The following is a 23,738-nucleotide window of genomic DNA, read 5'->3' on the forward strand; positions in this document are numbered from 1 at the left end:
GAACTAGAATTTCGCAAGCGCCTGAAGGACAACATCAGCCGCAAAATCGAGATCTGCAAGGGTGTGATCAGCCGTAACCGTGGCGCGCAGGCGTGACTTGCCTAATGGAACCAGCGGGAATGGAACAGCAACCAAATACACCCCATTTTCAAAACAATAATTTGAGGCTTTCAGGCTACGCTTCGCATCACCAAACATGATCGGTGTAATCGGCGTTTTGGTCCCGGCGAGATCTGCACCGCCGTCAAGTAGGCGCTCATGAAAATGATGGGTGTTTTCCCATAACCGTTTGATGGCGCTATTGTCTTTCATCATGACTTCAAAGGCTGACTTCATCACCGCAACATTGAACGGTGCCAAAGAGCCGGAGAAAATATAGCTGCGCGCATTATGTTTGAGGTAATCCCCCAATTCGACCGAGCCGCTAGCATAGCCCCCAGTTCCGGGGATGGCTTTGCTCAAGACCCCCGTAATAACGTCAATATCACCAGGGCGAAGATTGAAGTATTCGGTAATACCCATCCCATACTCACCGAGCACACCTAAAGAGTGGGCCTCATCCACCAAGAGAATGGCTTTGTAGTCATCACAAATTTTGCAAAGCTGAGGGATAGGTGCGATATCTCCATCCATAGAAAAGACCGCATCAACAATAACGAGGCGATTTTTATATTCGCTAGTATTCTTTAGTTTTTCAACCAAGTCTTCAATATTATTGTGCTTGAAGATGACGAATTCAGCACCTGACAGTTTGCAGCCATCAACAATACTGGCGTGGTTCAGCTCGTCACCTAGTATAATATCCCCTTCCCCGACTAAGGCCGAGATCGTGGAGAAATTGGCCTGAAAGCCTGAGGGAAAAAGCGTCGTACTCGCCGAGCGATTGCTGGCTGAGATGATGGTTTCTAACTCTTCATGAAGGGTTGTCGTGCCGCAATTGGGGCGCGTGCCATGCGTACCTAAGCCAAACTGCTCAAGGGCATAACGCGATTTCGTCATCACCTCGGCATTCTTGATGAAGCCCATATAGGAATAACCCGCGAGCATCAAAAGGTCACTATTGCCCAAGCGTACCCGGCCATTATCCAGATAGGCATCAACAGGCGCATTCCAGCGATATGTGCCCATGGCGCGCGACTTATCAGCGAGATTGCTGACGTAAGATTTAGGATACTCAAAGTGTTCACGCATATCAATTCACCCAAAATAGAGATTCAACATGAAACGTGCTATAGTTAAAATCCAACCGCACTATTCATGTTATTATTTTATTGAGTAGCACATGATATCAATTTCCTCATCTTTATATTTGAGAACCTTTTGTGACACTTGCATGCAATTCCCTACAGTCAAACTAGAAACGCGCTGAATTCTTTATGTCCTGTACCTCTATCCTTGGATCGATAACATCGGTGGGGCCGCCATGATGACGTGCGTCGTCTTTTGAGGGCTGAAAAGGACCAAAAACCGGCCACCATAATTGCTGCCACCAGGTCAGCTGTTCGTTCTTAATCGTGCCATAGCGCTCAGGCAGCGCATCATGAAGGCGGGTCGCCGTGCCAAATAGATGATCCCAAAGGGCAAGTGTTTGGCCGTAATTACCAAACGGAACGCTGTTCTCGCCGACCCCATGATGGCCGCGATGCAGTGAGGGGGTGTTGAAGAGGCTCTCAACCCCGGCCATTATCTTACGCCCGATCGGATGGCGATAGAGCGCACAATCTGCAGTTAGGCCGGTGTGAATATAAAGATTATGAAGCCCAACAATGAGGGTCGCCAGCACCACCATGGGCCCTAATCCGAGATAGGTCATGATCCCCATCCACCAAAACCCTGGCATAAAGAGAAACCAGACAAAGCTCTCGCGAAATGCAATCGTGGTCTGATAGCGCTCTGCCGTATGGTGGGTACGATGCATGGGCCACATCCAATCACGCTCATGGGCAACGCGGTGATACCAATAATGAAGGAAATCGTCCGGGATAAAGACCATGAAGAACGCAATCCATGCTGGCATCGCTGCAAGGGCACCTGCGAAATGTGGCAAGGCCACGCTCATCAGTGTAAAGGCGATTACAATTGCTAGTGGCTTGATAATAATTGCCAATTGCGTGATGGCGATAAGGTCTATCGCCCAATCACTCAGCGTTTTACCCTTTGCCTTATGCAGGCCCGTGGCAAATTCCATGGCGATCAGCAAGATATAGGTCGCGACGAGCCAGATCGTTGATGCTTGTTCACCCATCCCCACCCTACCTTGACTTTACGCAAACAAAGCGAGCGCGATAAAGCATCACATTCACCTTGCAATATCCCCTTTGGGTTGTATCGCGAGGTAGCATGATCAGCCAAAGCTGTGCTTGACAGTTTTATCATTTTTTTATGAATGACCAGACCAGTAAAATTCAATTCATGAAAAACTCTTCACTATACAGAATGCTTTTAAGCTAAGTATTTATAATGCATTTAGATGAAGGGGCCAACTATATGAGCGTTTTATACTTTATAAGCCACTGAAGCACAGCCCTTGTCGATAACTTCGACGCGCTCTAATGTGCCGCCACCTCGAAAAAAGGCCCCCTCATGACCGCTAAGCTCGATTTCATTCTCAATGCTGAAAACCCGCCCATTGAGCGCTTGCTTGCCTTGATGACGCAATTACGCGACAAAGATGGCGGCTGTCCGTGGGATATTGAGCAAAGCTTTGCGAGCATAGCGCCCTACACCATCGAAGAAGCCTATGAAGTGGCCGACGCCATAGAGCGTGAGGATCTAAAAGATTTGCGCGATGAGCTGGGCGATCTGATGTTTCAGGTCGTCTTTCATAGCCAAATGGCCCGTGAAGCCGGCGCGTTTGAGTTCAACGATGTCATCCTCGGGATTACTGAAAAGATGATCCGCCGCCACCCCCATGTCTTTGGGGATGCCTCCGCGCGCGATGGCGAAGCGCAAACCTTGGCGTGGGAAACGCAAAAAGCCCAAGAGCGTGCCGATAAAGGCCTTACAGCCTCTCTTCTGGATGATGTGCCTTTGGGACTACCCGCGCTAAAACGTGCTCATAAATTGCAAAAACGCGCCGCCCATATCGGCTTTGACTGGCCCAGCTTTGAGCCGGTCTTCGATAAGGTCGAAGAAGAAATTGGCGAGCTGAAAGAGGCCATCGCCAGCGGGGATCATGACCATATGGCCGAGGAGATGGGTGATCTTCTCTTCGTGATGGCTAATCTCAGCCGTAAGCTGAAAATCCAATCCGAAGACGCTTTACGCATGGCCAATGCCAAGTTTGAACGCCGCTTTCGCCATATTGAAGCGCGCCTGCGCGACCAGGGCCGTGCGATTGAGACCGCCAGCCTGGAAGATATGGAAGCCTTATGGGTTGAGGCCAAAGTCCTGGAAAAGGCGGCGGCACAATAGCTCTGCCGCCCTCACCCTCATTGAACTTAGCTGATTTTCAGATCCGAAAAGCGTGACTTGAACCGGCCGGTATCCGCCGGATTAAGGCGCACCATCACCCAGATCTCGCTCTCATCCTCGCTCAAGCGTTCTTCGAGAACCTGGCCGTGTTCATGCAGCCAAGCGATTGCATCTTGGCGATAACTGGGCGCGCAGACCCGGATCGTATGATCAACCCTTGATAAGATTGCTTCAACCTGATCGAGCAGAGCCGCCAAGCCTTCACCACTATGCGCAGAGGTAAGGCACGCAAACATCCCGTCCCGGGCGCGCGCGCCTTGGGCGGAAAGTTTGGCCATCTCACGGTCTTCTTCATCCAGCCGGTCGGCCTTATTCCAGGCTTCGATCACCTCTTGCTCGTGATTTTCACCCGCCCCTAAGGCATCAAGCACCGCCTCGACATCCAGCTTGCGCCCTTCATGGTCGGGATCGACAATATCGCGCACATGGATCAGCACATCGGCTTCGCGCACTTCTTCCAAAGTGGCGCGAAAAGCCGCAATCAGTTGCGTCGGTAAATCGGTGATGAAACCCACCGTATCAGACAGCAGAATTTTGCGCCCACTCGGCAACTCAACCGCGCGCGTCGTGGGATCCAAGGTGGCAAAGGGCATATCTTTCGCCAACACCTCAGCCTTACTAAGGGTGTTGAAAATACTCGATTTACCGGCATTGGTATAACCAACGAGCGCCACCGTCGGCCAAGGCGCGGTTTGCCGGCGCTGACGGTGAAGGGTGCGCGTGCGCACAACCTCTTCCAGCTCACGGCGCAGCTTGGCCATTTTATCGGCCAGCAAGCGACGGTCCGTTTCAATTTGACGCTCACCGGGACCGGCCAGAAAGCCTCGACCGCCGCGTTGACGCTCCAAGTGGGTCCAGGTGCGCACCAGACGTGAGCGCTCATAGCTCAAGCGGGCCAGCTCGACTTGCAGGCGCCCTTCCTTGGTGCGCGCGCGTTCAGCAAAGATTTCCAAGATCAGCCCGGTGCGGTCAATGACCTTCACATTCCAGGCTTTTTCCAAATTGCGCTGTTGTACCGGGGTCAAGGCCGTATCGACGATGACGACCTGAACCTTCAGCTCAGCGATATAATCGCCCAGGCTCGCGGTTTTACCGGTGCCGAAATAACGCGGCGCCTCAATCTGGCGAACGGGTTCAATGCGCGCTTCAACCACGTCCAGACCCAAAGCTTCAGCAAGACCTGAGGCTTCTTCCAGACGCGCATCAGCACGCACATGATCGCTGGCGTGGGATTGAGGATGAAGAACGAGTGCGGTGGGAACCGGCGCGTCGCGTTCGATCAATCCTCGCCCTCGTCTTCAGTATCGGTGGGGTCAAACAATTGTACAGGCTGGCCCGGCATGATCGTCGAGATCGCATGCTTATAGACCAGCTGAATTTGCCCTTCACGGCGCAACAGCACGCAGAAATTATCAAACCAGGTGACAACACCTTGCAGTTTGACGCCATTGACCAAGAAAATCGTCAAAGGCGTTTTAGTTTTGCGGACCGTATTGAGAAACGTGTCCTGCAGGTTTTGTTTTTTATCGTTCGACATCGGTCTCACCGGAGTTTCTTGTAAAGTCGTAAGTGTCAGAAAATTACTCAAGGGAGTTGGTAAACGGGTCCGCGATTGTGTGCAATATCCCACATGCGTGAAATGCGCTTAATCTCGGCTGAATATCACAAAGATTGCAGCGGCCGCGGCCAGTACTTCCATTCTCCCTATAATCATCAGGATAGAGAGTAAGCCTAAGCTAGACATAGATAATTGGCTATAGTCAATTTCGCTGACCGGACCTGCGTTCAGCACACTGGCGCTGGCTGCGCGCCACGCCTCGCCAAATTCAGCCCCGCTAAAGCCCAATAACAACGTTCCAATTGCGGCCACCCCTGGAAACACCAGCGCATAAACCCAAACTGAAACAAGAGCTTCATCACTGACAAGGCGTCCGGCCAGATGAGTGCGTACCGCGGCATTGGGATGGGTCAATAAGGCCAACTCTTGCTGGGTGCGTTTTAACAGTAAAGCAATACGCGATATTTTGATCCCGCCGGTGGTCGAAACGGCCGATCCACCAATAAAGGCAAGAAGAATCAAAAAGACCGGGGCAAATCCCGATCCGGGCGCATGGGTAAGATACCCCGTGGTCGTGAGCGCAGAGAACGCATCAAAGACACCGCCGGGAAGATGGCCCCAGCCCTCAAAAACAGCCAGTACCCCCCCTGCCCCGATGGCAATCATCGCCATCATGCGTAGATCAGGGGTATGACGCGACAAACGCCCGCGGGCCAGAAATTCATATTGAAGCCCCATATTCCACGCCCCCATGCCCATTAACAGCATCAGAACGACCATGCTGGCTCCCGGCATCCAGGTATCAATCGGGCCATCTTGCGAGGCCATGCCCCCGGTCGAAATCCCCGATAAGGCCATGCAGAAAGCATCAAACAGGGGTAATCCGGTCAAGGTTAGCAGCGCGATCCCGGCTATGGTCGCCCCAGCATAATAACTGCCGATACGCCGGGTGGCGCGCCCCAAATTGGTGAACAGATCCTGGCCCTCCACGGTCAACATCGTGGTACGGCGCATGCCGGGTCCACGCGCATCGAGGGCGGCGAAAATCGTCACCGACAATACCAAAGTGCCCAAGCCCCCCAACCATTGCAGCCAGGCCCGCCAGGCCAATAAGGCATGGGGCAGGTCTTCAGCCCTGTAGACACTGGCCCCCGTCGTGGTCATAGCGGAGAAGGATTCAAACAAAGCCTTATCAATATTTTTGGGATCATCAATAAAGGGCGCAGCCGCCAAAAGCGGTAAGGTAATCCAGCCAAAAAAAGCCAGGCGAAGCGCCGAACTGGCGCGTGCTGGCGCGGTCATGCCCCGGGTCAAGATCCAACTGGTCCCGCCCAGAAAGACGCCCGCGCCAAAGGTCATGGCAAACCCTTGCGCCGTGCGCGCTTCACCCTCCGTTATGGCCCAGAACAAGAAGAAAACCGCCGAAAGCCCCAAGGCCAGCCAGCAAAATCCTAAAGCGCGTATCAGTCGCAAAAAGCGCATATAGGCCCGGCCCGATCCAAGCTAGAAATATTCAATGGAGACGCGCAGCAATTGCTCCACCTTGGGCACAGAGGCTTTTAGGGCAAAGAAAATAATGCGGTCATTTTCCTGAATAACCAGCTCATCGCGCTCAAAATAAACTTTTTCCGCGCGCACCACCCCGCCCAGGGCCACACCATCGGGTAAATCCAGCTCTCCGATGCGTTTGCCCGTCAAGGGCGAACTGGCCAGAATAACGCCTTCAAGGGCCTCGGCGGCCCCATTGGCCATGCTTTGCAGGCCCGTAATGCGTCCGCGGCGGATATGCTGAAGAATGGTAGAGATCGTCACCGCCCGCGGGTCAATCATCACATCAATATCCATCGCATCCTGGATGGTCTGGAAATTTTGCTCATTAACAAGGCAAAGTGAACGCCCCGCCCCTTCCTTCTTGGCAATGACCGAGGTCAACAGATTGACCTTATCTTCATTGGTCAGGCTTAAAGCCAGTTCCGCCTCCTCAATGCCCGCTTCGCGCAGGATCCGGCGATCCAGGCCATCACCATGAAGGACGACCGTTTTGCGCAGCGCATCAGCGGCGGCTTCGGCTTGGGCTTTGTTGGCTTCAACCAAGCGCACTTTCATGCCGTCCACACGTTCCAAAGCGCGCGCAACATAGAGCCCGATATTACCCGCCCCAACGATCACGACCCGGCGCGCGCGTTGCGAAGCCCGCCCAAACACATCCAACGCCCGACCCACATGGCCCGCAGACACGCTGATAAACACCTGATCGCCGGCCATCATCGGATCGGCACCATCTGGAATAAATAAAGATCGCTCGCGCAGAATCCCTAATACATCCAATTTGATATCTGGGAAAAGCTCCAGCAATTGATCACGGGAAATGCCCACGATCGGCGAATTGCCATCCACTTGCAGGCCCAAGAGCTGCAACCGCCCATAGGCGAAGGCCGCTGTCGCCAAAGCCCCAGGCGTTTCGAGGCGCTGTAAGATCGAGCGACCAACCTCCAGCTCGGGTGAAATCGTCACATTGATCGGCAGGTTTTCAGTATTGAAGAGATCACGCCATTGCTTTTTGAGATAGCTCTGCGCGCGCACCCGCGCGATCCGCATGGGTGTATCAAACAGCGCATGAGCAACCTGACAGGCCACCATATTGGTTTCATCGGAATAGGTCACAGCGACCAGCAGGTCGGCATCGCGTGCGCCCGCACGCTCCAGCACATCCGGGTGCGAGCCATGGCCAATAACGCCGCGCACATCCAGATCGGTGGTGACCTTGTCAATCAGCTCTGGCGACCAATCAACAACGGTCACCGAATTGCCCTCGCCCGCCAGTTCACGCGCAATCCCATAGCCGACGCGCCCCGCGCCACAGACAACAGCCTTCATAGGTGAAAATCCCTATTATTGAGTGACATGCGCTTTATTCTTCATCGTCTTTATCATCTTCACGATCGCCGGTCACACCCAGGCTTTTCAGCTTACGGTGTAGGGCCGAACGCTCCATGCCGATAAAGTTGGCCGTTCGTGAGATATTACCGCCGAAGCGGCTGATCTGCGCGCGAAGATATTCGCGTTCAAAGTTTTCACGCGCATCGCGTAAGGGCAAGGCAATCATGCGCTCAGTTTCGAACCCGCCGCTACCCGTTTCGCGGCCCGCGACTTCAGAAGGTAAGGCCGCCAAGGTGACAGGCTGATCGGCATCACCACTGGCCAGGATCAAGAGGCGTTCCACATTATTACGTAATTGGCGCACATTGCCCGGCCAGTCATGGGCCTGAAGCGCGGCCATCGCATCATCACCAATCCGGCGCCGGGGCAGGCCAGAGCTTGCCGCCAGGCGGTCAATGAAATGCTCCACAAGCGCGGGAATATCTTCGCGCCGCTCACACAATGAAGGGACGTTCACCGGCACCACAGCGAGGCGGTGATAAAGATCCTCACGGAATTTTCCGCCCGAAATCAACTCCCGCAAATCGGTAGAGGTTGAGGACAAGACCCGTACATCGACCTGAACATCGGTATTGCCGCCCAGACGCCGGAAGCGCTGTTCAACCAACATCCGAAGAAGCTTACCTTGTGTGCCAAGGGGCATATCCGCGACTTCATCGAGGAAGAGCGTGCCCCCATGGGCTTGCTCTAACAAGCCCACACGCTCAATCGTGCCATCGGCGCGCTCTTTACCAAACAGCTCTTCTTCAACCCGTTCTGGGGCCATCATGGCCGCACTGACAGGCACGAAAGCGCCTTCCCCGCGCAAAGAATCATCATGGATCAGGCGCGCAATCATTTCCTTACCTGCCCCGGCCGGTCCCGTTATAAGGACGCGGGAATTGGTCGGTGCGACACGGGTCACGGTTTGGCGCAATTGCGCGACGGCGGCCGAGGTGCCGATTAGCTTGGCTTTGCCATCGGTACGCGCGCGCAGTTCTGCGTTTTCTTTACGCAGACGGCTATTTTCCAAGCCCCGCTCAATCGTGAGAAGCAGCTTGTCACTTTTGAAGGGTTTTTCGATGAAGTCATAAGCGCCCTTGCGGATCGCCGCGACCGCGGTTTCAATCGTGCCATGGCCGGAAATCACAATCACTGGTACATCGGGATAGGCGGGCTTGATTTCATCAAGAAGCTCAATGCCATCCAGCCGACTGCCTTGTAACCAGACATCAAGAACGATCAGGTTCGGCGCGCGGTCACGCAAAGCCGCCAAAGTCTGGTCAGCATCGCGGGCATAGCGAGGGCTATAGCCTTCATCCTCTAAGAGGCCGCCAATCAGCTCGCGGATATCGGCTTCATCATCGACAATCAGAATATCATGCGCCATTAAGTGTGCACCTCTGTGTTGAGAGAGGACCGTGAGGAGGAGACATCCTCCTTCCCCGTGTCAGAAATCATCAAGGGAAAGACCAGGCGCACAATCGCCCCGCCCTGCCCATTTGGCCGGTCATCCAATTCCAGATGTCCGCCATGGTCTTCCATAACCCGCTTGACGATGGCCAGGCCCAGGCCTGTGCCCTTTTCGCGGGTGGTCATATAGGGTTCGGTCAAACGCGCCTTATCCGGGGTCGGCCAGCCTAAACCATTGTCTTCCACTTCAACCACGCAGAAATCATCGCGCTGGTAGAGCGTCACCGCAATCATGCCTTCATGCTTGCTGGCGACTTCATCCATGCGTGTCGTGACACTTTCGGACGCATTTTTCAGGATGTTCGCCAAAGCCTGCGCGGACAGGCGCGCATCGCATTCCACAATGACACCAGATTTGGGCCCCTGATAGGTCAGGTGAATATCCGGGCTGGCGACCCTTTGAGCAAAGACCGCGCCTTGAACAAATTCGGTAATGTCACTGGGCGCGATCTGGGGCGTGGGCATGCGGGCAAAGCTGGAGAACTCATCGACCATGCGGCCAATATCGCTGACCTGGCGAATGATCGTATCGATGCATTTATCGAAGGTCTCAAGACCATCCTCAGGCACATCTTTGCGATAACGCCGTTTCAAGCGCTCGGCGGATAATTGAATGGGGGTCAGTGGGTTTTTGATCTCATGGGCGATGCGGCGCGCCACATCGCGCCAGGCCGCATTCCGCTGCGCTGTCACCAGGCGGGTCACATCATCAAAAGTGATGATGATCCCATGCTTATCTTCCATGATTGCGCGTGCCGTCAGGTGCACGGTTGCGCCTTCAGAATTGATCAGATCCATTTGCCGTTCGGCCTCTTGGCCGGGACGTTTACGCGCATCCTCAACGATGGGGGTAAGAACCGGGATCACCCCATCAAAGGGCTGACCCATCCAGCTATCCTCATCAATCTCCAGCAAGGCGCGCGCAGATGGGTTCATGATGATCACCCGGCCATCATCATCCAGGCTGATGACACCCGCACTCACGCCCGCCAGAACCGCTTCGATAAAGCCGCGCCGGTCATCGGCATCGGCCTTGGCCTCTAACAAAGCATGGCGTTGGGTGCGCAGCTGGCGCGTCATGCGGTTGAAGGCCCGCGTCAGCGCCGTCAGCTCATCATCATTATCGTCCGGAACCGCGACGCGCACATCCAAATTTCCATGGCGCACTTGCTCGGCTGCCGCCACCAGGCGCCCTACGGGATGAACTACGCGGTTTGCCGCCGACAAAGCCAGCCAGATCGCCCCGGCGAGGATTAAGAAGGCCGCCTCAACATAGATGAAGGTAAAGACCCGTTGGGTCTTACGCTGCTCGCCGGTGGCTCGACGGAAGGCATGGGTGGCCTGCTCTGCTGCGACAATCAAGGAAAGATCGACATACCAAACGACGTAGAGATATTTGTCTTCATAGGCCGGCATTTTGACCAGGATACGCACATAATCCGGGCCATCTTGGCGCTGATAGGGATTACTAACCGCGATATCGCCCGCCTCAGCCAGATTGAGCAGAGCCTCGGAGGGTGAGGAATAAGCCGGAGCGTCTTGCGATTCCGCACGGGCCAGCACAGTGGATTGCTGATCAACCACATAGGCGGCGGCAAAATCGCGCACGATCGCCTGTTCACGCAAATAATTAGTATATTGGATCCGGCTGGTTTCTAACGCCCCAACCGCGCCTTCTTGTGACATATCCACGACCATAAGGCGCAATTGACGCTCAGCGGTATCCAGCTCTAGCGGGACCTGAGTGCGCATGACATTGGCCATGCTTTCCACCAGAGCGCTGAGACGATCACCATACCACAGCTCAGCCCCGCGGCTGACCACAATGCCAAAGAACACCGCCATCACCAAGGCTGGCGTCAGGGCGGCGATCCCAAAAAGGGCAATAAAGCGCAGATGCAATTGCGGCGCGGGTTCACCCCGGTGACGACCCAGAAAGCTGCGCGCCCCACGAACCCCCGCCCCGATACATAATAGGAGGATCACAGCGGCGTTGATCATCAGCAAATTCATCAGAATGGGCGAATCCTCGCCCACCCGACTGTCGGGATGTCCCGCCAAGACAGTACAGGTCAACATGATGAACACGGATAGGACAAAGCCCAAGGCGAACCAGGAAGGTCGCCGGGCCCAAACCGCCACATGTCGAAGACGCGTCATACTCACCTAAGGTAAGCCCCCTCGTGAAAGCGACATATTGGACCAGGTGTTGCGGTATTTCAACGCTTGTGTGGCCCTCAATCCCCAGATGGGTGAGAAAAGTTCAGTTGTTCCATACGCCGCGCCAAGGTGTTGCGATTGAGCCCCAGCAATTTAGCCGCGTCCTGGCGAATGCCCCGGCTATGATCCAAAGCCTGCGTAATCAGGGCGCGATCCAGCTCCTCCAAAGCCAGATCACGAATATTTTCCTGTTGTAAAGCAATGGCATCAAAGCAGAATGTTAAAGCGCTATCATAAAGACTTCCGGCATTGCCGCCTTGAGGGCGATGATGCAAGAGCGGCGTGATATCGCTGTGCGTGATCGGGCCGTCATGGGCCAAAACCGCCTGAACCACAACCGCGCGTAATTGCGCCACTTCACCAGGCCAATCATAGGCTTGCAAGGCCTTGATCGCTGAGGGATCAATCCGCGTGGAGGATAATTGCAAGCGCTGTAAGAGCGAATCGATCAACAGCTCCATATCCTCAAGACGGGTGTGAAGCGGCGGCAGGCTTAACCGGCTCAGCCCCAATTGATAGATGAGACCCGCTAACAGATCGCGCTCTGCCCCCGGTGTTAGGGTCACATAAATCGGAAAAGCAGACGTGCGCGCCTGAAGGCCCTCCAAAATCGCCTGCTGGGTCGGGCCATCCCAAAGCTGGCCATCGCGCAGCAGCACCGGAGCCTGAAGCGATTTGATCAGGCCCGGATTTTGGCTCACCTCATAGGGGCCATAGATCAAAAGATCATCAAAGCCGCGCGCGCTGTTGAGGGTCAAAGCGGCACTCGCCCGGCCAGAGCCCTGCGGGCCTTCGATCAAAACGGGGTGACGGTGGCGGGCCAGGCGGCCAATGGCGCTATAGACGGCCTGCATGGCGGGGCCTTGACCCACAAAATGCGGATATAATGCATCAACTTTACCCGTTGATCCGCTGATTTTCATACGTTTTTTGGGTGTGCGTGCACGCTCAACCGCGCCGACCAGATCATCAAGATCAAAGGGTTTGGGCAGATATTCAAACGCGCCGCCCTTTTGCGCCTTGATGGCACTGGCGGCGGTGGCCTGGGCGGTGATCACGATAATCGGTAGCTCAGGGCGGGCGCGTTTTAGATCCGGCAGGGCGTCGAGGAAATTATCCTCACCCAGCAAGACATCGGCGATCAACAAATCACCCTCGCCCTTGGCCAGCAATTCCAAGGCCGTCGTCATCGAGGCGGTCGCGCGCATTTCCAAGCCCGCCCGGCTGAGCGCCTTTGAGATCACAAAGCGCAGGGTATCATCATCTTCGAGCACGATAACTTTTTTACTGGCCACGACTTATCCTGAGGTATGAGGCAGGTAGAGACAAAATTGGGTGCGCACGCGCTGGCGTTGATATTCAACCCCGCCGCCATGCAAAGCGGCAATCCGCGAGACGAAGGCTAAGCCTAACCCTTCTCCGGCGGGTTTTGAACTGACAAATGGGGAAAAGACATCTGTGCCCAGCCGCGGATCCACGCCCGGCCCGTTATCCAGCACGTCCAGGCTTAGGCGGGCCTTAGGGCAGAATGCCCCTGGCACCACATCACGAAAGCGGGTGCGGATATCAATGCGCGGTGCCTCCACGTCTTTCAAAGCTTCCCCCGCATTGATGATCAGATTGAGCACGGCCTGGATCAAGAGATCGCGATCACCCTGAATGGGCGGTAAGGATGGGTCATAAAGCTCACGCACGCTGATGCGCGGATTGAGGCTGTGGCGGGCCGATTGTGCGGCCTCGCGGGCTATCTCGTGCAGGTTCAAAGCCCCAAAGGGCTCGGGCGCGACATCACCGATTTTGGACCAACGTTCCGCAATACGTTGCGCGCGATCAATTTCGCGCATGATCAGCGGCACCAGATCACGGCATTCTTCTGGATCACTGTGCAGGATCAATTGCGCCGCGCCGCGCGCGCCCGCTAGCGGGTTTTTCAGTTCATGCGATAACAGCCGCCCAAAGCCGATCGCCGCCTCCGCCGCGCCTTCGCTTTTGGGATGCTCGCCCATCAAAGGCCAGGGCCGTATCGCTAAACATCCCCCCGCCTCATCCGGGGTCAAATCCAGGGCAAAGCGCTGGGCCGGACCATCGGGCGCATCGAAATAGGCATCATGAATGACCAATGCCCGCCCAGCTTCGAATGCGGGCGCAATATGATCCCACAAAAAGCCCCCAAAAGGGCTTAGCTCCGCAAGATGACGACCCACGACGCGGCGTTGAGACAGGTGAAACAGGCGCTCAGCGGCCGGGTTGAAATAGGCAATCTCCCCCGTGGCCTGGACCCAGATGAGCGCAAGCGGGCTCAGCATCAGCGTTTTTAACGCGATATCGCCAGAGCTCCCTTCACCGGTCATGGGCGCACCTCACCAAAGGCTTCACCAAAGCGATCCAACTCATCAAGAACTTCGGCTAAGCCACGTTTTTGACATATGTTTCCACGCCAGACTTTCGCGCTCGTCTCATCCTCGCCGCACCACCAATCTATCAGGCTCGCATAATGTTTGCGCATGCATTTAACGCCCAAGGCCTCGCCATAAAGCTCCGCCGTTTCAACACTGACGCGCTTGATAGAGGTGAGTGCGGTGTGAAGATCGGGATAAACCACCTCACCGCCTTGGGTGAGCGCCTTGGCAATCGCGCCGGGCAGCCAAGGCCGACCCTGGCTCGCGCGCCCGACCATCACGGCATCGGCCCCTGATTGCGCCAAAGCCTGACGCGCGCTGGCGCCATCAACAATGTCGCCATTGACAATCAAGGGGATGGAGATCGCCTCTTTAACGGGTTTGATCAGCGCCCAATTGGCCGTGCCTTTATAAAATTGCTGGCGGGTACGCCCATGAACCGTCACCAAGCGAACCCCGGCATTTTGTGCACGCCGCGCCAGCTCCGCCGCATTGAGGCAAGTCTCATCCCAGCCCAGGCGCATTTTCAAGGTCACCGGCACGCTGACCGCGCCGACCGTGGCCTCAATCAGGCTAACGGCATGATCAAGATCGCGCATCAAAGCCGAACCGGAAAGCCCCCGCGTAACCTGACGCGCCGGACAGCCCATATTGATGTCGATGACCTCGGCCCCGGCCTCTTGCGCAATTTTGGCCCCAACGGCCATCCAATGGGCTTCGCGCCCAGCAAGCTGAATGATCCGCGGGGCGACGTCTGCATCGCCCGCCATGCGGCGTACAACATCGCGCCGGCCCATGGCCAGGGTCTCACACGCCACCATCTCGCTAACCACGGCCCCCGCCCCCCAGGCGCGCGCCTCCCGCCGGAACGGAAGGTCCGTCACGCCCGACATCGGGGCCAGCCAGACCGGGTTCTCAATCGTGACCGGGCCTAGAGTAATCGGTGTATAGCGGAATGAATCTGTCATAATGGCGTGTATAACACCGTCTTACGCCTCTGGACGCAAGCGATGACACACCCTAACGCTTTTATCGATGCCCATGCCGATCAGGACCTGCCTTATGAGTTATAGCGCCATTATTGTTGCGGCCGGACGCGGATTGCGCGCCGGAGGCGACCTTCCCAAACAATATCAAGAGTTGGCCGGTAAGCCCTTGATCCGCTATAGCGTTGAGGCTTTCGCAGAGGATCGCAACTGCGCCCAGATCATCGTCGTGATCACCCCTGATGATGAGGCGGTGATGACCGGCGCATTGGGGCCCTTTGCCAAGCTTTGCACCCTGGTTGAGGGCGGCGCGGTGCGCAGCGCCTCGGTTAAGGCCGGGGTGATGGCGGCGGATAAGGATTATGTCTTGATCCATGATGCGGCCCGACCCTTCATTGACCAGAGCCTCTTTACGCGCCTCACCACGGCGTTAGAGAATTTTGACGGCGTGGCTCCGACCCTTCCCGTCGTGGATGCCCTGTCACGCATGGATGAGGGCTATCAGCCTATCTCACGCGAAGGCCTGTTCCGGGTTCAGACCCCTCAAGCCTTCCGCACACACGCCCTGAAAGCCGCCTTTGCTAAAGCTGGGGATGGGCTGAATTTTCCTGACGAGATGAGCTTGGCCGAGGCTCAGGGCTTGAGCCTGACCACGGTGGAGGGTGAAGAAAACGCTTTCAAAATCACGCACCCCTCTGACTTCACACGCGCCTTACAGATACTTGGCTACAAGCCTGAAGATAAAGGGCGAACCTTCGTTGTCGGTCAAGGCTATGACGTCCATCGCCTGACCCAGGGTCAGGGCGTGACTCTGTGCGGGGTTTGGATTGAGTGCCCCTATCATCTGGTCGGTCATTCGGATGCCGATGCCGGACTTCATGCTTTGACCGATGCCATTTTAGGGACCTGCGCGCGCGGCGACATAGGCCAGCATTTCCCGCCCACGGATGAGCGTTGGAAGGGAGCCGACAGCGCGGCCTTCCTGATCCATGCGGTGGAGTTGGCGCGTTTGGCTGGGGTGCGCCTGACCCATGCCGATATTACGCTGATCTGTGAGCGACCTAAGATTGGCCCGCATCGCGCCGCCATGCAGGCGCGTGTCGCCCAGCTGACTGGCCTCAGCCTGGATCATATCAATATCAAAGCGACAACGACCGAAAAGCTGGGCTTTACCGGGCGCCAAGAAGGCCTCGCCGCCCAGGCCATTGTCAGCGGTATAAAATCCTAGATCGGAGCCCCGTCATGAGTGTTCTCTCGCGCCTATTGACCCATCGCGCTGAAGCCGTCCTCATCAAGGCGCGGAATGCGGGTCTGATGCTGGCCACGGCGGAAAGCTGTACCGGCGGTCTGGTCGCAGCCAGCCTCACGGACATTGCCGGATCATCGGATGTCTTTGAGCGCGGCTTTGTCACCTATTCTAACGCCGCCAAGCATGACCTGTTAGGGGTGAGCGCCGATAGCCTCGCCGATCATGGGGCTGTGTCAAAACAGGTTGCGCAAGACATGGCCCTCGGGGCGCTGGAAAACTCCCTCGCCGATATTGCCGTTTCGATCACAGGAATTGCCGGCCCAGGCGGGGGTAGTGAGGATAAGCCGGTGGGGTTGGTCTATTTTGGCCTGGCCAAGCGCGGCCATCGCACTCAGACCCATAAGCGCCTCTTCGGGGACCAAGGACGTGAGCGGATCAGAGAACTCAGCGCCCTTTTCGCGCTCGATCTCTTTAAGGCTGCGATTTAGCGCTAGGGGATAAAGGCGCCTTCACTGGCCAGCTTGTCGATGGCGCTTTCCAAATCGAACTGGGTTTCGCCAACATGGGCATAACGCCGCTCAGCTTCTTTTTCGAAACTGGAGACCAGATAACGGATCGCCCGGCTGCGACTGGAATCGAACAAGACCTGTAACACTGGGTTCTTGAAATTATACCGGATCCAGAAATCCACCAGGGTCGAGCCATCCTCAAGAGGGATGAAGCGCCAGCGATTGGCCAGATCATGAAATGGCCCGGACACATAGGTCACATCAATCCGGCGCAGCGCTTTATTGAGATGGACTTTAGTGGTGAATTTCTCGCGCACGAATTTGAACCGCACCCGCGCCTCAGCGGTCAGATCGCCGCTGCCATCAACCACACCATCTTTCAAAACCCGCATCGCGGAGATGAGGTCGATAAAGTTGGGATAGGTTTTGACATCGCTGACGAGGTCAAACAAATCATCCGCATTGAAGCGCAACCGCAGGCGCTCTGAATGTTCCCCAGGCATTGCTCGGCTCGCTTAGGCTTTACGACCCGCGGCCAAGGCGGCATCGCGCGCAGCACGCATTTTTTCAAAATCATCCCCGGCGTGATAGCTCGACCGGGTCAAGGGCGAGGCCGAAACCATCAAGAAGCCCTTGGCGCGCGCAATCGTTTCATAGCCCTTGAACTCCTCAGGGGTCACATAACGATCAATCGCGGCATGTTTGCGCGTGGGTTGCAGATATTGACCAATGGTCAGGAAATCCACGCCCGCTGAGCGCATATCATCCATGACCTGCATAATCTCTTCTTTGGTCTCGCCCAAACCGACCATCAGGCCCGACTTGGTGAATTGCGAAGGATCACGCTCTTTGACTTTTTCTAACAGGCGCAGCGAATGATAATAGCGCGCGCCCGGACGGATGGAGAGGTAAAGCCGCGGCACCGTTTCCAGATTGTGGTTGAACACATCCGGCTTGGCATCAATCACGCGTTCGGTCGCGCCATCTTTACGCAGGAAATCCGGGGTCAGGATTTCAATCGTGGTGCCCGGTGACGCCTCACGGATCGCCCAGATCACTTTTTCAAAATGCTCTGCGCCCCCATCGGGCAAATCATCACGGTCAACTGAGGTGATCACCACATGTTTGAGCCCCATCGTCGCGGTCGCCTCAGCGACGCGGCGCGGCTCATCCAGATCCAGGCCCGTCGGCATGCCAGTTTTGACATTGCAAAAGCTGCATGCGCGCGTACAGGTATCGCCCAAAATCATAAAGGTTGCGTGTTTTTGTGACCAGCATTCACCGATATTAGGACAGCCCGCCTCTTCACACACCGTCACCAAGCCCTTCTCTTTCACAAGAGATTTGGTCTCAGCAAAGACACCGCCCGCAGGGGCTTTGACCCGGATCCAATCGGGTTTGCGCACCACCGGGGTATCGGGGCGTTTTTGCTTCTCGGGGTGTCGGGCGGCGCGCGCCTGGCGCGCATCAAATAACGTGGTCATAGCGCGAACATGGCGCGCAAGCGCCAAAGTTTCAAGCACTCTGGCGCCGCATCGCATGACCTTTGGCAGATGGACTTAGCTGAAGCGCAACAAAAAGGGCTGGCGCTGACCCAGTGTCTGCATCGCAGAGCGCACATCCTGGCCCTTATAGAGATTGGTCAGATTGGTCTGATCATCCAGAAAATCTGCCAGAATGCGATTATCCACGATGACACCCTGATCGGGATCCACCGCACCTAACGTATAGTAAATATAGGTGAATTCGCCGTCCCGTTCCGCGCCGATGAAGCGCGGCGTATAAGCTGTGCCCATACCCGTTTGGCTGTGATGATAAAGGCGAAACCGCGCATCCACATAATCACGGATGCTCTCAAGCCCCTCTGGAGTTTCATAAAGCGGGGTATCGTCATAGGCATTAAAGCCCATGGCGTCATGGAGGTCATGGGAGAACAGGCGATGGACCAGCTCCCACTCTTCGGTGCGCGGATTGTATTGGATTTCCGTCAACCCTGCATGGGCGCGGTGTGCATACGCGTTAGAGGCTGACGCGAACATCGCGCCAGCCCCCAATACACCGCTCAGCACGACCAAAGCCAAGACTTTGATCATAGACTGAATATGTCCCATGACTTACTCCGCACGGTGACGAATGCTGTCACGGGTCACGACCCGGTCCATATCCGCCATCATCGATTCAGGGGTGTAATTGCTGCGATAAAGCTCAAGACGGCTTGGCTCGATCCGGCGAGGGAAGAAGTTGTCAGAGCGATCTGCGTCTGCGGTTTCCCAATGCGGATCCACCTCGACCTGGGTGACTTTCTTGTCGCTGAAATAGGTCCAGGTGAAATTATCCGGGTCGTAGCGCCAAACCTCAGCCGGAATACGGACTTCTTCAGTTGAGCCATCTTGGAAGGTAAACTCCAAGATCACTGGCATCACCACCCCGCCTTCATTGGTGAAGTCGAGATAATAGACATAACCCTTATAATCGAGGGCTTCGCGCTCCCATGGCTCGAGATCTTCCAGCGTACTTTCATAGCTTTCACGCTGACGATTGGTCACCGTGAACTCATCATTCTCGTTATAGAAATCACGCACTTCAGGATTGCGATCGGCATAGAATTCAATACCGGCTTCGACATTACGTTGCTCGGTCAGCGAGCCAGGATTGGCGTCATGCTCTTCACGTTCACGCCGGTTCTCAACAACCGGGTTTTCGGTATTGATCGTGCCTTCCACGACTGAGTTCAAAGCAATGTCTACGTGATCGGTGGAGTAGAACCAACCGCGCCAGAACCAATCGAGATCAACCCCTGAAACCTCTTCCATCGTGCGGAAGAAATCATACGGCGTAGGCCGCTTAAAGCGCCAGCGACGCGCATATTCTTTAAAGGCCCGGTCAAACAGCTCCCGGCCCAACACGGTTTCACGCAAAATCACTAAGGCAATGGTCGGCTTCGAATAGGCATTCGGGCCAAATTGCTGAATCGAGTCCGATTGTGTCATGATCGGCATCTGATTGGTCGAGACCATATAGCCGGTGATGGACTGCGGATCACCGCGGCGCACCGGATAGTTTTCTTCCCATTGACGTTCAGCCTGGAATTGCAGGAAGGAGTTGAGCCCCTCATCCATCCAGGTCCATTGACGCTCATCAGAGTTTACCGTCATGGGAAAATAGATATGGCCGATTTCATGGATGATCACGCCGATCAAACCGCGTTTAGACGCGCGTGAATAGGTCAGCTCCCCATCTTCACCGATTACCGGACGGCCATAGCTGGCCCCGTTAAAGGTGATCATCGGATATTCCATCCCGCCTTGCGGACCAGAAATTGATTGGGCTGTTGGATAGGAATACGGAAAGGAGAAGCTGGAATAGACATCCAGCGTGTGTTCAATCGCACGGGTGGAATACGTTGACCACAAAGGCTCGGCTTCATTGGGATAAAAGCTCATAGCCATAACGGTATTGGGGGCAATCCCCTCACCGTCCTGCTCAACGCCCATAGCGTCCCAAATAAACTTGCGCGAGCTGGCAAAGGCAAAGTCGCGCACATTTTCCGCTTCAAACCGCCAGGTCTTGGTACGGCGAGTGCCACGACGCTCGTTTTCACGCGCTTCTGCGGGCGTCACGATAAAGACCGGATCATCGGCCGTACGCGCTTGTTCCAGACGTTGGCGCTGGGCCTCGGTCAAAACCTCTTCTGGGTTCGCAATCACGCCGGTCGCGGCCACGATGTGATCTTCTGGCATGGTGATATTGACGACATAATCGCCAAATTCCAGACCAAATTCGCCCCGGCCTAAGAAAGCCTTGTTGTGCCAGCCTTCATAATCAGAGAAGACCGCCGCACGGGGGAACCATTGGGCGAATTGATAGATACAATCCCCGCCCTCATATTCGTCTTCAAAGCATTCCCAGCCTGAACGCCCACCCACAACGCCGGTTTCAACCAGAACATAATTCCATTCGATGGTGAACGTCACAGCCTCGCCGGTTTCCAAAGTGTCCGGCAAATCAACACGCATCAAGGTATCGACCACGGTGTAATCGAGATCGGCGCCATTGGCGTCCTTGACGGCCGTAATATTAAAGCCATGCCCGCGCTCTTGCAGCGCTTGATGGCGACGCACCGTGCTGGCCGAGATTTCATCAGGGATCGCCGTGGCCCCGGTGCGTGCCGCAGCCCGCCCGCCGCCGCCCATGGTTTCGGTAAGAACGGCAATGGAATCAGGACGAAAACGGTTTTGATCGAGCAAGAACCACAAGAAACCCAATTCATCCGGCGCGTTGTTGGTATAGGTGACCTGCGCGCTCGCGGTGACGCGCTTGGTGCCCTCATCAAAGCTGAGATCAATAGCGTAATCGACATCCTGTTGCCAATAGTCCGGACCTGGCGCACCGGTGGCGCGACGCACACGGTTCGGTGATGGCCAGTCTTCGTCCTCAAGCTGACGAAAGGCATCACGCCAATTATTGGTAGTTTGTTGAATAGGCTGTGCAGCAGCCACGCTCGCCGTGAGGGAGAAAACCCCCAAGGCTACCAAGCTTTTGGTCCATATCGCCATGGGCGACCTCCCCTTAAAATTCCCGCTTTTGGCCCCTTTTGTCATGGGCTCAAAAAACAATCCCGGCGAGTCTAGACGGACCCGCCGGGAAAATCACCCCATGAAGTGTTAAATTTTGTTATGGTGTAACGCTAGCTTGATCTTCACGCTTGGTGAAGAGGGCGAAACTCCACGCCCCTAGACCAATGGAGAACACGATGGTCCACAAAATAAAGTTCAACACCGGAATGAAGCTCAGCGCGGCAATGATGGCCAAAGCCAGGAAGAAGGTCAGCGCGCGCGCGCCAAATCCACCCATCTTGATAACGCGCTTGAACAGCGCCTCACCGATGGCCATTGCCCCGAAAGCATAGGCCAGGAACATCACCGGCACATAAGCCAGAGCCACAATCACCGCCAAAGGAATACCGATGATCGTGATGGCCAAGAACAGAACCAGAAGGAACAACATCATGGGTGAGAAGGCAAACACCACCATACCGGTCAAAGTGCTGACCCAGGGACGGCGCATAAAGTTGGCCGTGATGTGAGCGGTACTCTTAGGCGCAATCAAGGCCGCCAAAAGTCCTAGGACAAAGGCACTGGACGAGAACATGCTGCCCAGGAACCAGACCCCTGGGAAGAAATCCAGATCAACGTCCACCCCGTCAAAATCTTCCCAATCTTCACCGTGATTATCCGCGAATTGATAGACAACATCGCCCATGATCGTCACAGAAGTGGGTACATCAGGCTCTTTTGGGCCCTTAACCAGTAAAGCCCCTTCGATAATCGTACCTTCTTCCAGGAACAAGACATCACTGCGCAGATCCACATCGCCATGAAAAGTACCCCCCAAGGTAATCTCGCGCGCACGGACTTTCGAGCGCCCCGCGACTTCGCCTTGAATGATCGCCTCACGCGCACCAACTTCTAAATCACGCCCAACAACTGTGCTGGGGTCGATTTGAACCATAGCCCCGGCCACAGATAAATCTTGTCCAATGACGCCGGAAATCGTCACATCTGCCCCGGCCACATCCAAATTGCCTGTGACATTGCTGTTGAAGGAGACATCTGCACCCGCAGCATGCACATCGCCGCCGACGGAGCCCGAAATGCGCATATCGCCAGCGGCAATTTCCAGGTCGCCCTCAATCGCCGCATCAATATCCGCGTCGCCCGCAAAGACCTCGACATCGCCGCCAATACGGCCACGAAGGGTCAAATCGCCTGCCACGATCAAGACATCATCGTCTTCATCGAGGTTGAGGTTCATATCCCCACCGATATATTGCGCGCTGGCACCAGCACTGATCAGTCCCGCAACCATTAAAGCGAGAAAGAGCTTATGTGTTATTATTTTTATGAGCGCAGACATAGCGAGCTCCTTTCGTTTTAAAAGCGTTCACAGGGAAGGTTCTGACGCGGAATATAACGAATATTATCATTCGCAGATTCTATGACAGGCAGGTGATTAGCGATGATGGTCAAAACACCATCCGACACACCCGTAAATGCGACACGGTCGGCACAAATCTGTCCACCCACAAAGCGCCCGGCCATAGTCACAAGACCAGTTTGCTCCGCGGCCAAGGGGCCATCATCAAGGCTAATGACAGAAATGGGCGCGTGAAAGTTTCCAGAGAGCACACCGTGCGCCATAACAATCGAAACCGGCCCCTCATACTGACCGTGAATATCACCCTCACGGACATTGAAGGTCGCAGGACCGTAGACACGGGTATTGGCATCCAGCTGTAAAAACTGTCCACTAAAGGTGATGTCACTAAACGTGCCTTGCAATTGGGCGCTTTGTGCATTGGCAATGAAGGCACCATGAATGTCGCCATCCATGTGCAGGCGTTGCGCATTGATCACACTAGGTCCGCCGATATCACCGCTCAGCCAAACCGTTTGGGCCGAGGCGTTCAGACCATCATGCACGCGCGCATTCAAACGCAGACTTTGCGCCGACACATCCAAAGCCCCGATTTGGGCATTTGAAATTTTAACATCGCGCCCTTGTAGACGCAGTTGACCTTGGACCTGACCGTTTATTTCAATACTTTGAGCCGTTAAGCGAAAATCGCCGGGCTCATCCAAGGTAATCAGTGTGTCTTGCGTGATACGGCTTGGCGCATCCGCACGATCTGTCATTTCATAGTCTTTCACCACAACACAGCCAGACATGAAGCTTGTCGCAACGGTGACGAGGAGGAGTTGTTTCATTATTATTGCTCTCTATCGAACCAACCTTATTGAAAAACGATAACACACCCGCGCCACATTTCAAGCATTTTTTCCGATATTCGATAAATTTCTATCGAAATGCATGAAATATGTAAGCTAGCCCTTTGAAATACCTACAGCTGGGTTCTGATTTAATGGTTTTGTCATTTTTAGAGCATGCCCT

Annotated in this window: 20 protein-coding genes; 3 read left to right on the forward strand and 17 right to left on the reverse strand. The window is 55.3% G+C overall.

Annotation, left to right across the window (positions count from 1 at the left end; genetic code table 11):
- Positions 1 to 3: 3 nt before the first annotated feature.
- Both H151_RS16270 and H151_RS16275 read right to left on the reverse strand, forming a co-directional pair.
- On the reverse strand, positions 4 to 1,191 hold the full coding sequence (locus H151_RS16270) for an aminotransferase class I/II-fold pyridoxal phosphate-dependent enzyme (protein ID WP_019961798.1): 1,188 nt from the start codon (positions 1,189 to 1,191) through the stop codon (positions 4 to 6).
- A gap of 163 nt (positions 1,192 to 1,354) precedes the next feature.
- Positions 1,355 to 2,245, reverse strand: coding sequence for a sterol desaturase family protein (locus tag H151_RS16275; RefSeq protein ID WP_019961799.1), 891 nt, complete (start codon positions 2,243 to 2,245; stop codon positions 1,355 to 1,357).
- A 338-nt stretch (positions 2,246 to 2,583) separates the two neighbouring features.
- On the opposite strand from H151_RS16275, the gene mazG reads away from it, so the two are divergent.
- Positions 2,584 to 3,414: a nucleoside triphosphate pyrophosphohydrolase gene (gene mazG / locus H151_RS0111425; protein ID WP_019961800.1), complete on the forward strand. Its 831-nt coding sequence runs from the start codon at positions 2,584 to 2,586 to the stop codon at positions 3,412 to 3,414.
- A 26-nt stretch (positions 3,415 to 3,440) separates the two neighbouring features.
- Here the strand turns inward: mazG and hflX are convergent, their stop codons facing one another.
- The 9 genes from hflX to dusB form a co-directional block, all read right to left on the reverse strand.
- Positions 3,441 to 4,757 (reverse strand): GTPase HflX, encoded by a 1,317-nt coding sequence (gene hflX / locus H151_RS0111430; RefSeq protein ID WP_019961801.1) that lies wholly within the window; start codon positions 4,755 to 4,757, stop codon positions 3,441 to 3,443.
- Positions 4,754 to 5,011 (reverse strand): RNA chaperone Hfq, encoded by a 258-nt coding sequence (hfq, locus tag H151_RS0111435; RefSeq protein WP_019961802.1) that lies wholly within the window; start codon positions 5,009 to 5,011, stop codon positions 4,754 to 4,756. Before hfq ends, hflX begins: the two co-directional genes overlap by 4 nt.
- A gap of 108 nt (positions 5,012 to 5,119) precedes the next feature.
- Positions 5,120 to 6,514, reverse strand: coding sequence for a TrkH family potassium uptake protein (locus H151_RS0111440; protein ID WP_019961803.1), 1,395 nt, complete (start codon positions 6,512 to 6,514; stop codon positions 5,120 to 5,122).
- A 21-nt stretch (positions 6,515 to 6,535) separates the two neighbouring features.
- Positions 6,536 to 7,909, reverse strand: coding sequence for a Trk system potassium transporter TrkA (gene trkA / locus H151_RS0111445; protein WP_019961804.1), 1,374 nt, complete (start codon positions 7,907 to 7,909; stop codon positions 6,536 to 6,538).
- A gap of 34 nt (positions 7,910 to 7,943) precedes the next feature.
- Complete coding sequence (ntrX, locus tag H151_RS0111450) at positions 7,944 to 9,341, reverse strand: nitrogen assimilation response regulator NtrX (protein ID WP_019961805.1); 1,398 nt, start codon at positions 9,339 to 9,341, stop codon at positions 7,944 to 7,946.
- Positions 9,341 to 11,584, reverse strand: a complete 2,244-nt coding sequence (locus tag H151_RS0111455; RefSeq protein ID WP_156823487.1) for a sensor histidine kinase — start codon at positions 11,582 to 11,584, stop codon at positions 9,341 to 9,343. Before H151_RS0111455 ends, ntrX begins: the two co-directional genes overlap by 1 nt.
- 77 nt (positions 11,585 to 11,661) lie before the next feature.
- Positions 11,662 to 12,939: a response regulator gene (locus tag H151_RS0111460; RefSeq protein WP_019961807.1), complete on the reverse strand. Its 1,278-nt coding sequence runs from the start codon at positions 12,937 to 12,939 to the stop codon at positions 11,662 to 11,664.
- Between the two features lie 3 nt (positions 12,940 to 12,942).
- Positions 12,943 to 13,995, reverse strand: coding sequence for a two-component system sensor histidine kinase NtrB (locus tag H151_RS17160; protein ID WP_019961808.1), 1,053 nt, complete (start codon positions 13,993 to 13,995; stop codon positions 12,943 to 12,945).
- Positions 13,992 to 15,011, reverse strand: a complete 1,020-nt coding sequence (gene dusB, locus H151_RS16285) for a tRNA dihydrouridine synthase DusB (protein WP_019961809.1) — start codon at positions 15,009 to 15,011, stop codon at positions 13,992 to 13,994. Before dusB ends, H151_RS17160 begins: the two co-directional genes overlap by 4 nt.
- A gap of 94 nt (positions 15,012 to 15,105) precedes the next feature.
- Between dusB and H151_RS0111475 the strand changes: the two genes are divergently transcribed.
- Both H151_RS0111475 and H151_RS0111480 read left to right on the forward strand, forming a co-directional pair.
- Positions 15,106 to 16,257, forward strand: coding sequence for a bifunctional 2-C-methyl-D-erythritol 4-phosphate cytidylyltransferase/2-C-methyl-D-erythritol 2,4-cyclodiphosphate synthase (locus tag H151_RS0111475; protein WP_019961810.1), 1,152 nt, complete (start codon positions 15,106 to 15,108; stop codon positions 16,255 to 16,257).
- Positions 16,258 to 16,271: 14 nt separating this feature from the next.
- Positions 16,272 to 16,766: a CinA family protein gene (locus tag H151_RS0111480; protein ID WP_019961811.1), complete on the forward strand. Its 495-nt coding sequence runs from the start codon at positions 16,272 to 16,274 to the stop codon at positions 16,764 to 16,766.
- A 2-nt stretch (positions 16,767 to 16,768) separates the two neighbouring features.
- Here H151_RS0111480 and H151_RS0111485 read toward each other — a convergent pair whose 3' ends face one another.
- From H151_RS0111485 to H151_RS0111510, 6 genes are all read right to left on the reverse strand, one after another.
- Positions 16,769 to 17,290, reverse strand: a complete 522-nt coding sequence (locus tag H151_RS0111485; protein ID WP_019961812.1) for a type II toxin-antitoxin system RatA family toxin — start codon at positions 17,288 to 17,290, stop codon at positions 16,769 to 16,771.
- A gap of 12 nt (positions 17,291 to 17,302) precedes the next feature.
- Positions 17,303 to 18,271: a lipoyl synthase gene (gene lipA / locus H151_RS0111490; protein WP_026353981.1), complete on the reverse strand. Its 969-nt coding sequence runs from the start codon at positions 18,269 to 18,271 to the stop codon at positions 17,303 to 17,305.
- A 75-nt stretch (positions 18,272 to 18,346) separates the two neighbouring features.
- Positions 18,347 to 18,898: a DUF6702 family protein gene (locus tag H151_RS0111495; RefSeq protein WP_156823488.1), complete on the reverse strand. Its 552-nt coding sequence runs from the start codon at positions 18,896 to 18,898 to the stop codon at positions 18,347 to 18,349.
- 3 nt (positions 18,899 to 18,901) lie between these two features.
- Entirely contained in the window at positions 18,902 to 21,343 is a 2,442-nt protein-coding gene (locus tag H151_RS0111500) for a M1 family metallopeptidase (protein WP_019961815.1), read from the reverse strand.
- Positions 21,344 to 21,461: 118 nt separating this feature from the next.
- Positions 21,462 to 22,703, reverse strand: a complete 1,242-nt coding sequence (locus H151_RS0111505) for a bactofilin family protein (protein WP_156823489.1) — start codon at positions 22,701 to 22,703, stop codon at positions 21,462 to 21,464.
- Between the two features lie 17 nt (positions 22,704 to 22,720).
- Positions 22,721 to 23,554, reverse strand: coding sequence for a hypothetical protein (locus H151_RS0111510; RefSeq protein ID WP_019961817.1), 834 nt, complete (start codon positions 23,552 to 23,554; stop codon positions 22,721 to 22,723).
- Between the last annotated feature and the right edge of the window lie 184 nt (positions 23,555 to 23,738).

Origin of the sequence: Woodsholea maritima DSM 17123 (assembly GCF_000382325.1) — a bacterium.
Taxonomy (GTDB): Bacteria; Pseudomonadota; Alphaproteobacteria; order Caulobacterales; family Maricaulaceae; genus Woodsholea; species Woodsholea maritima.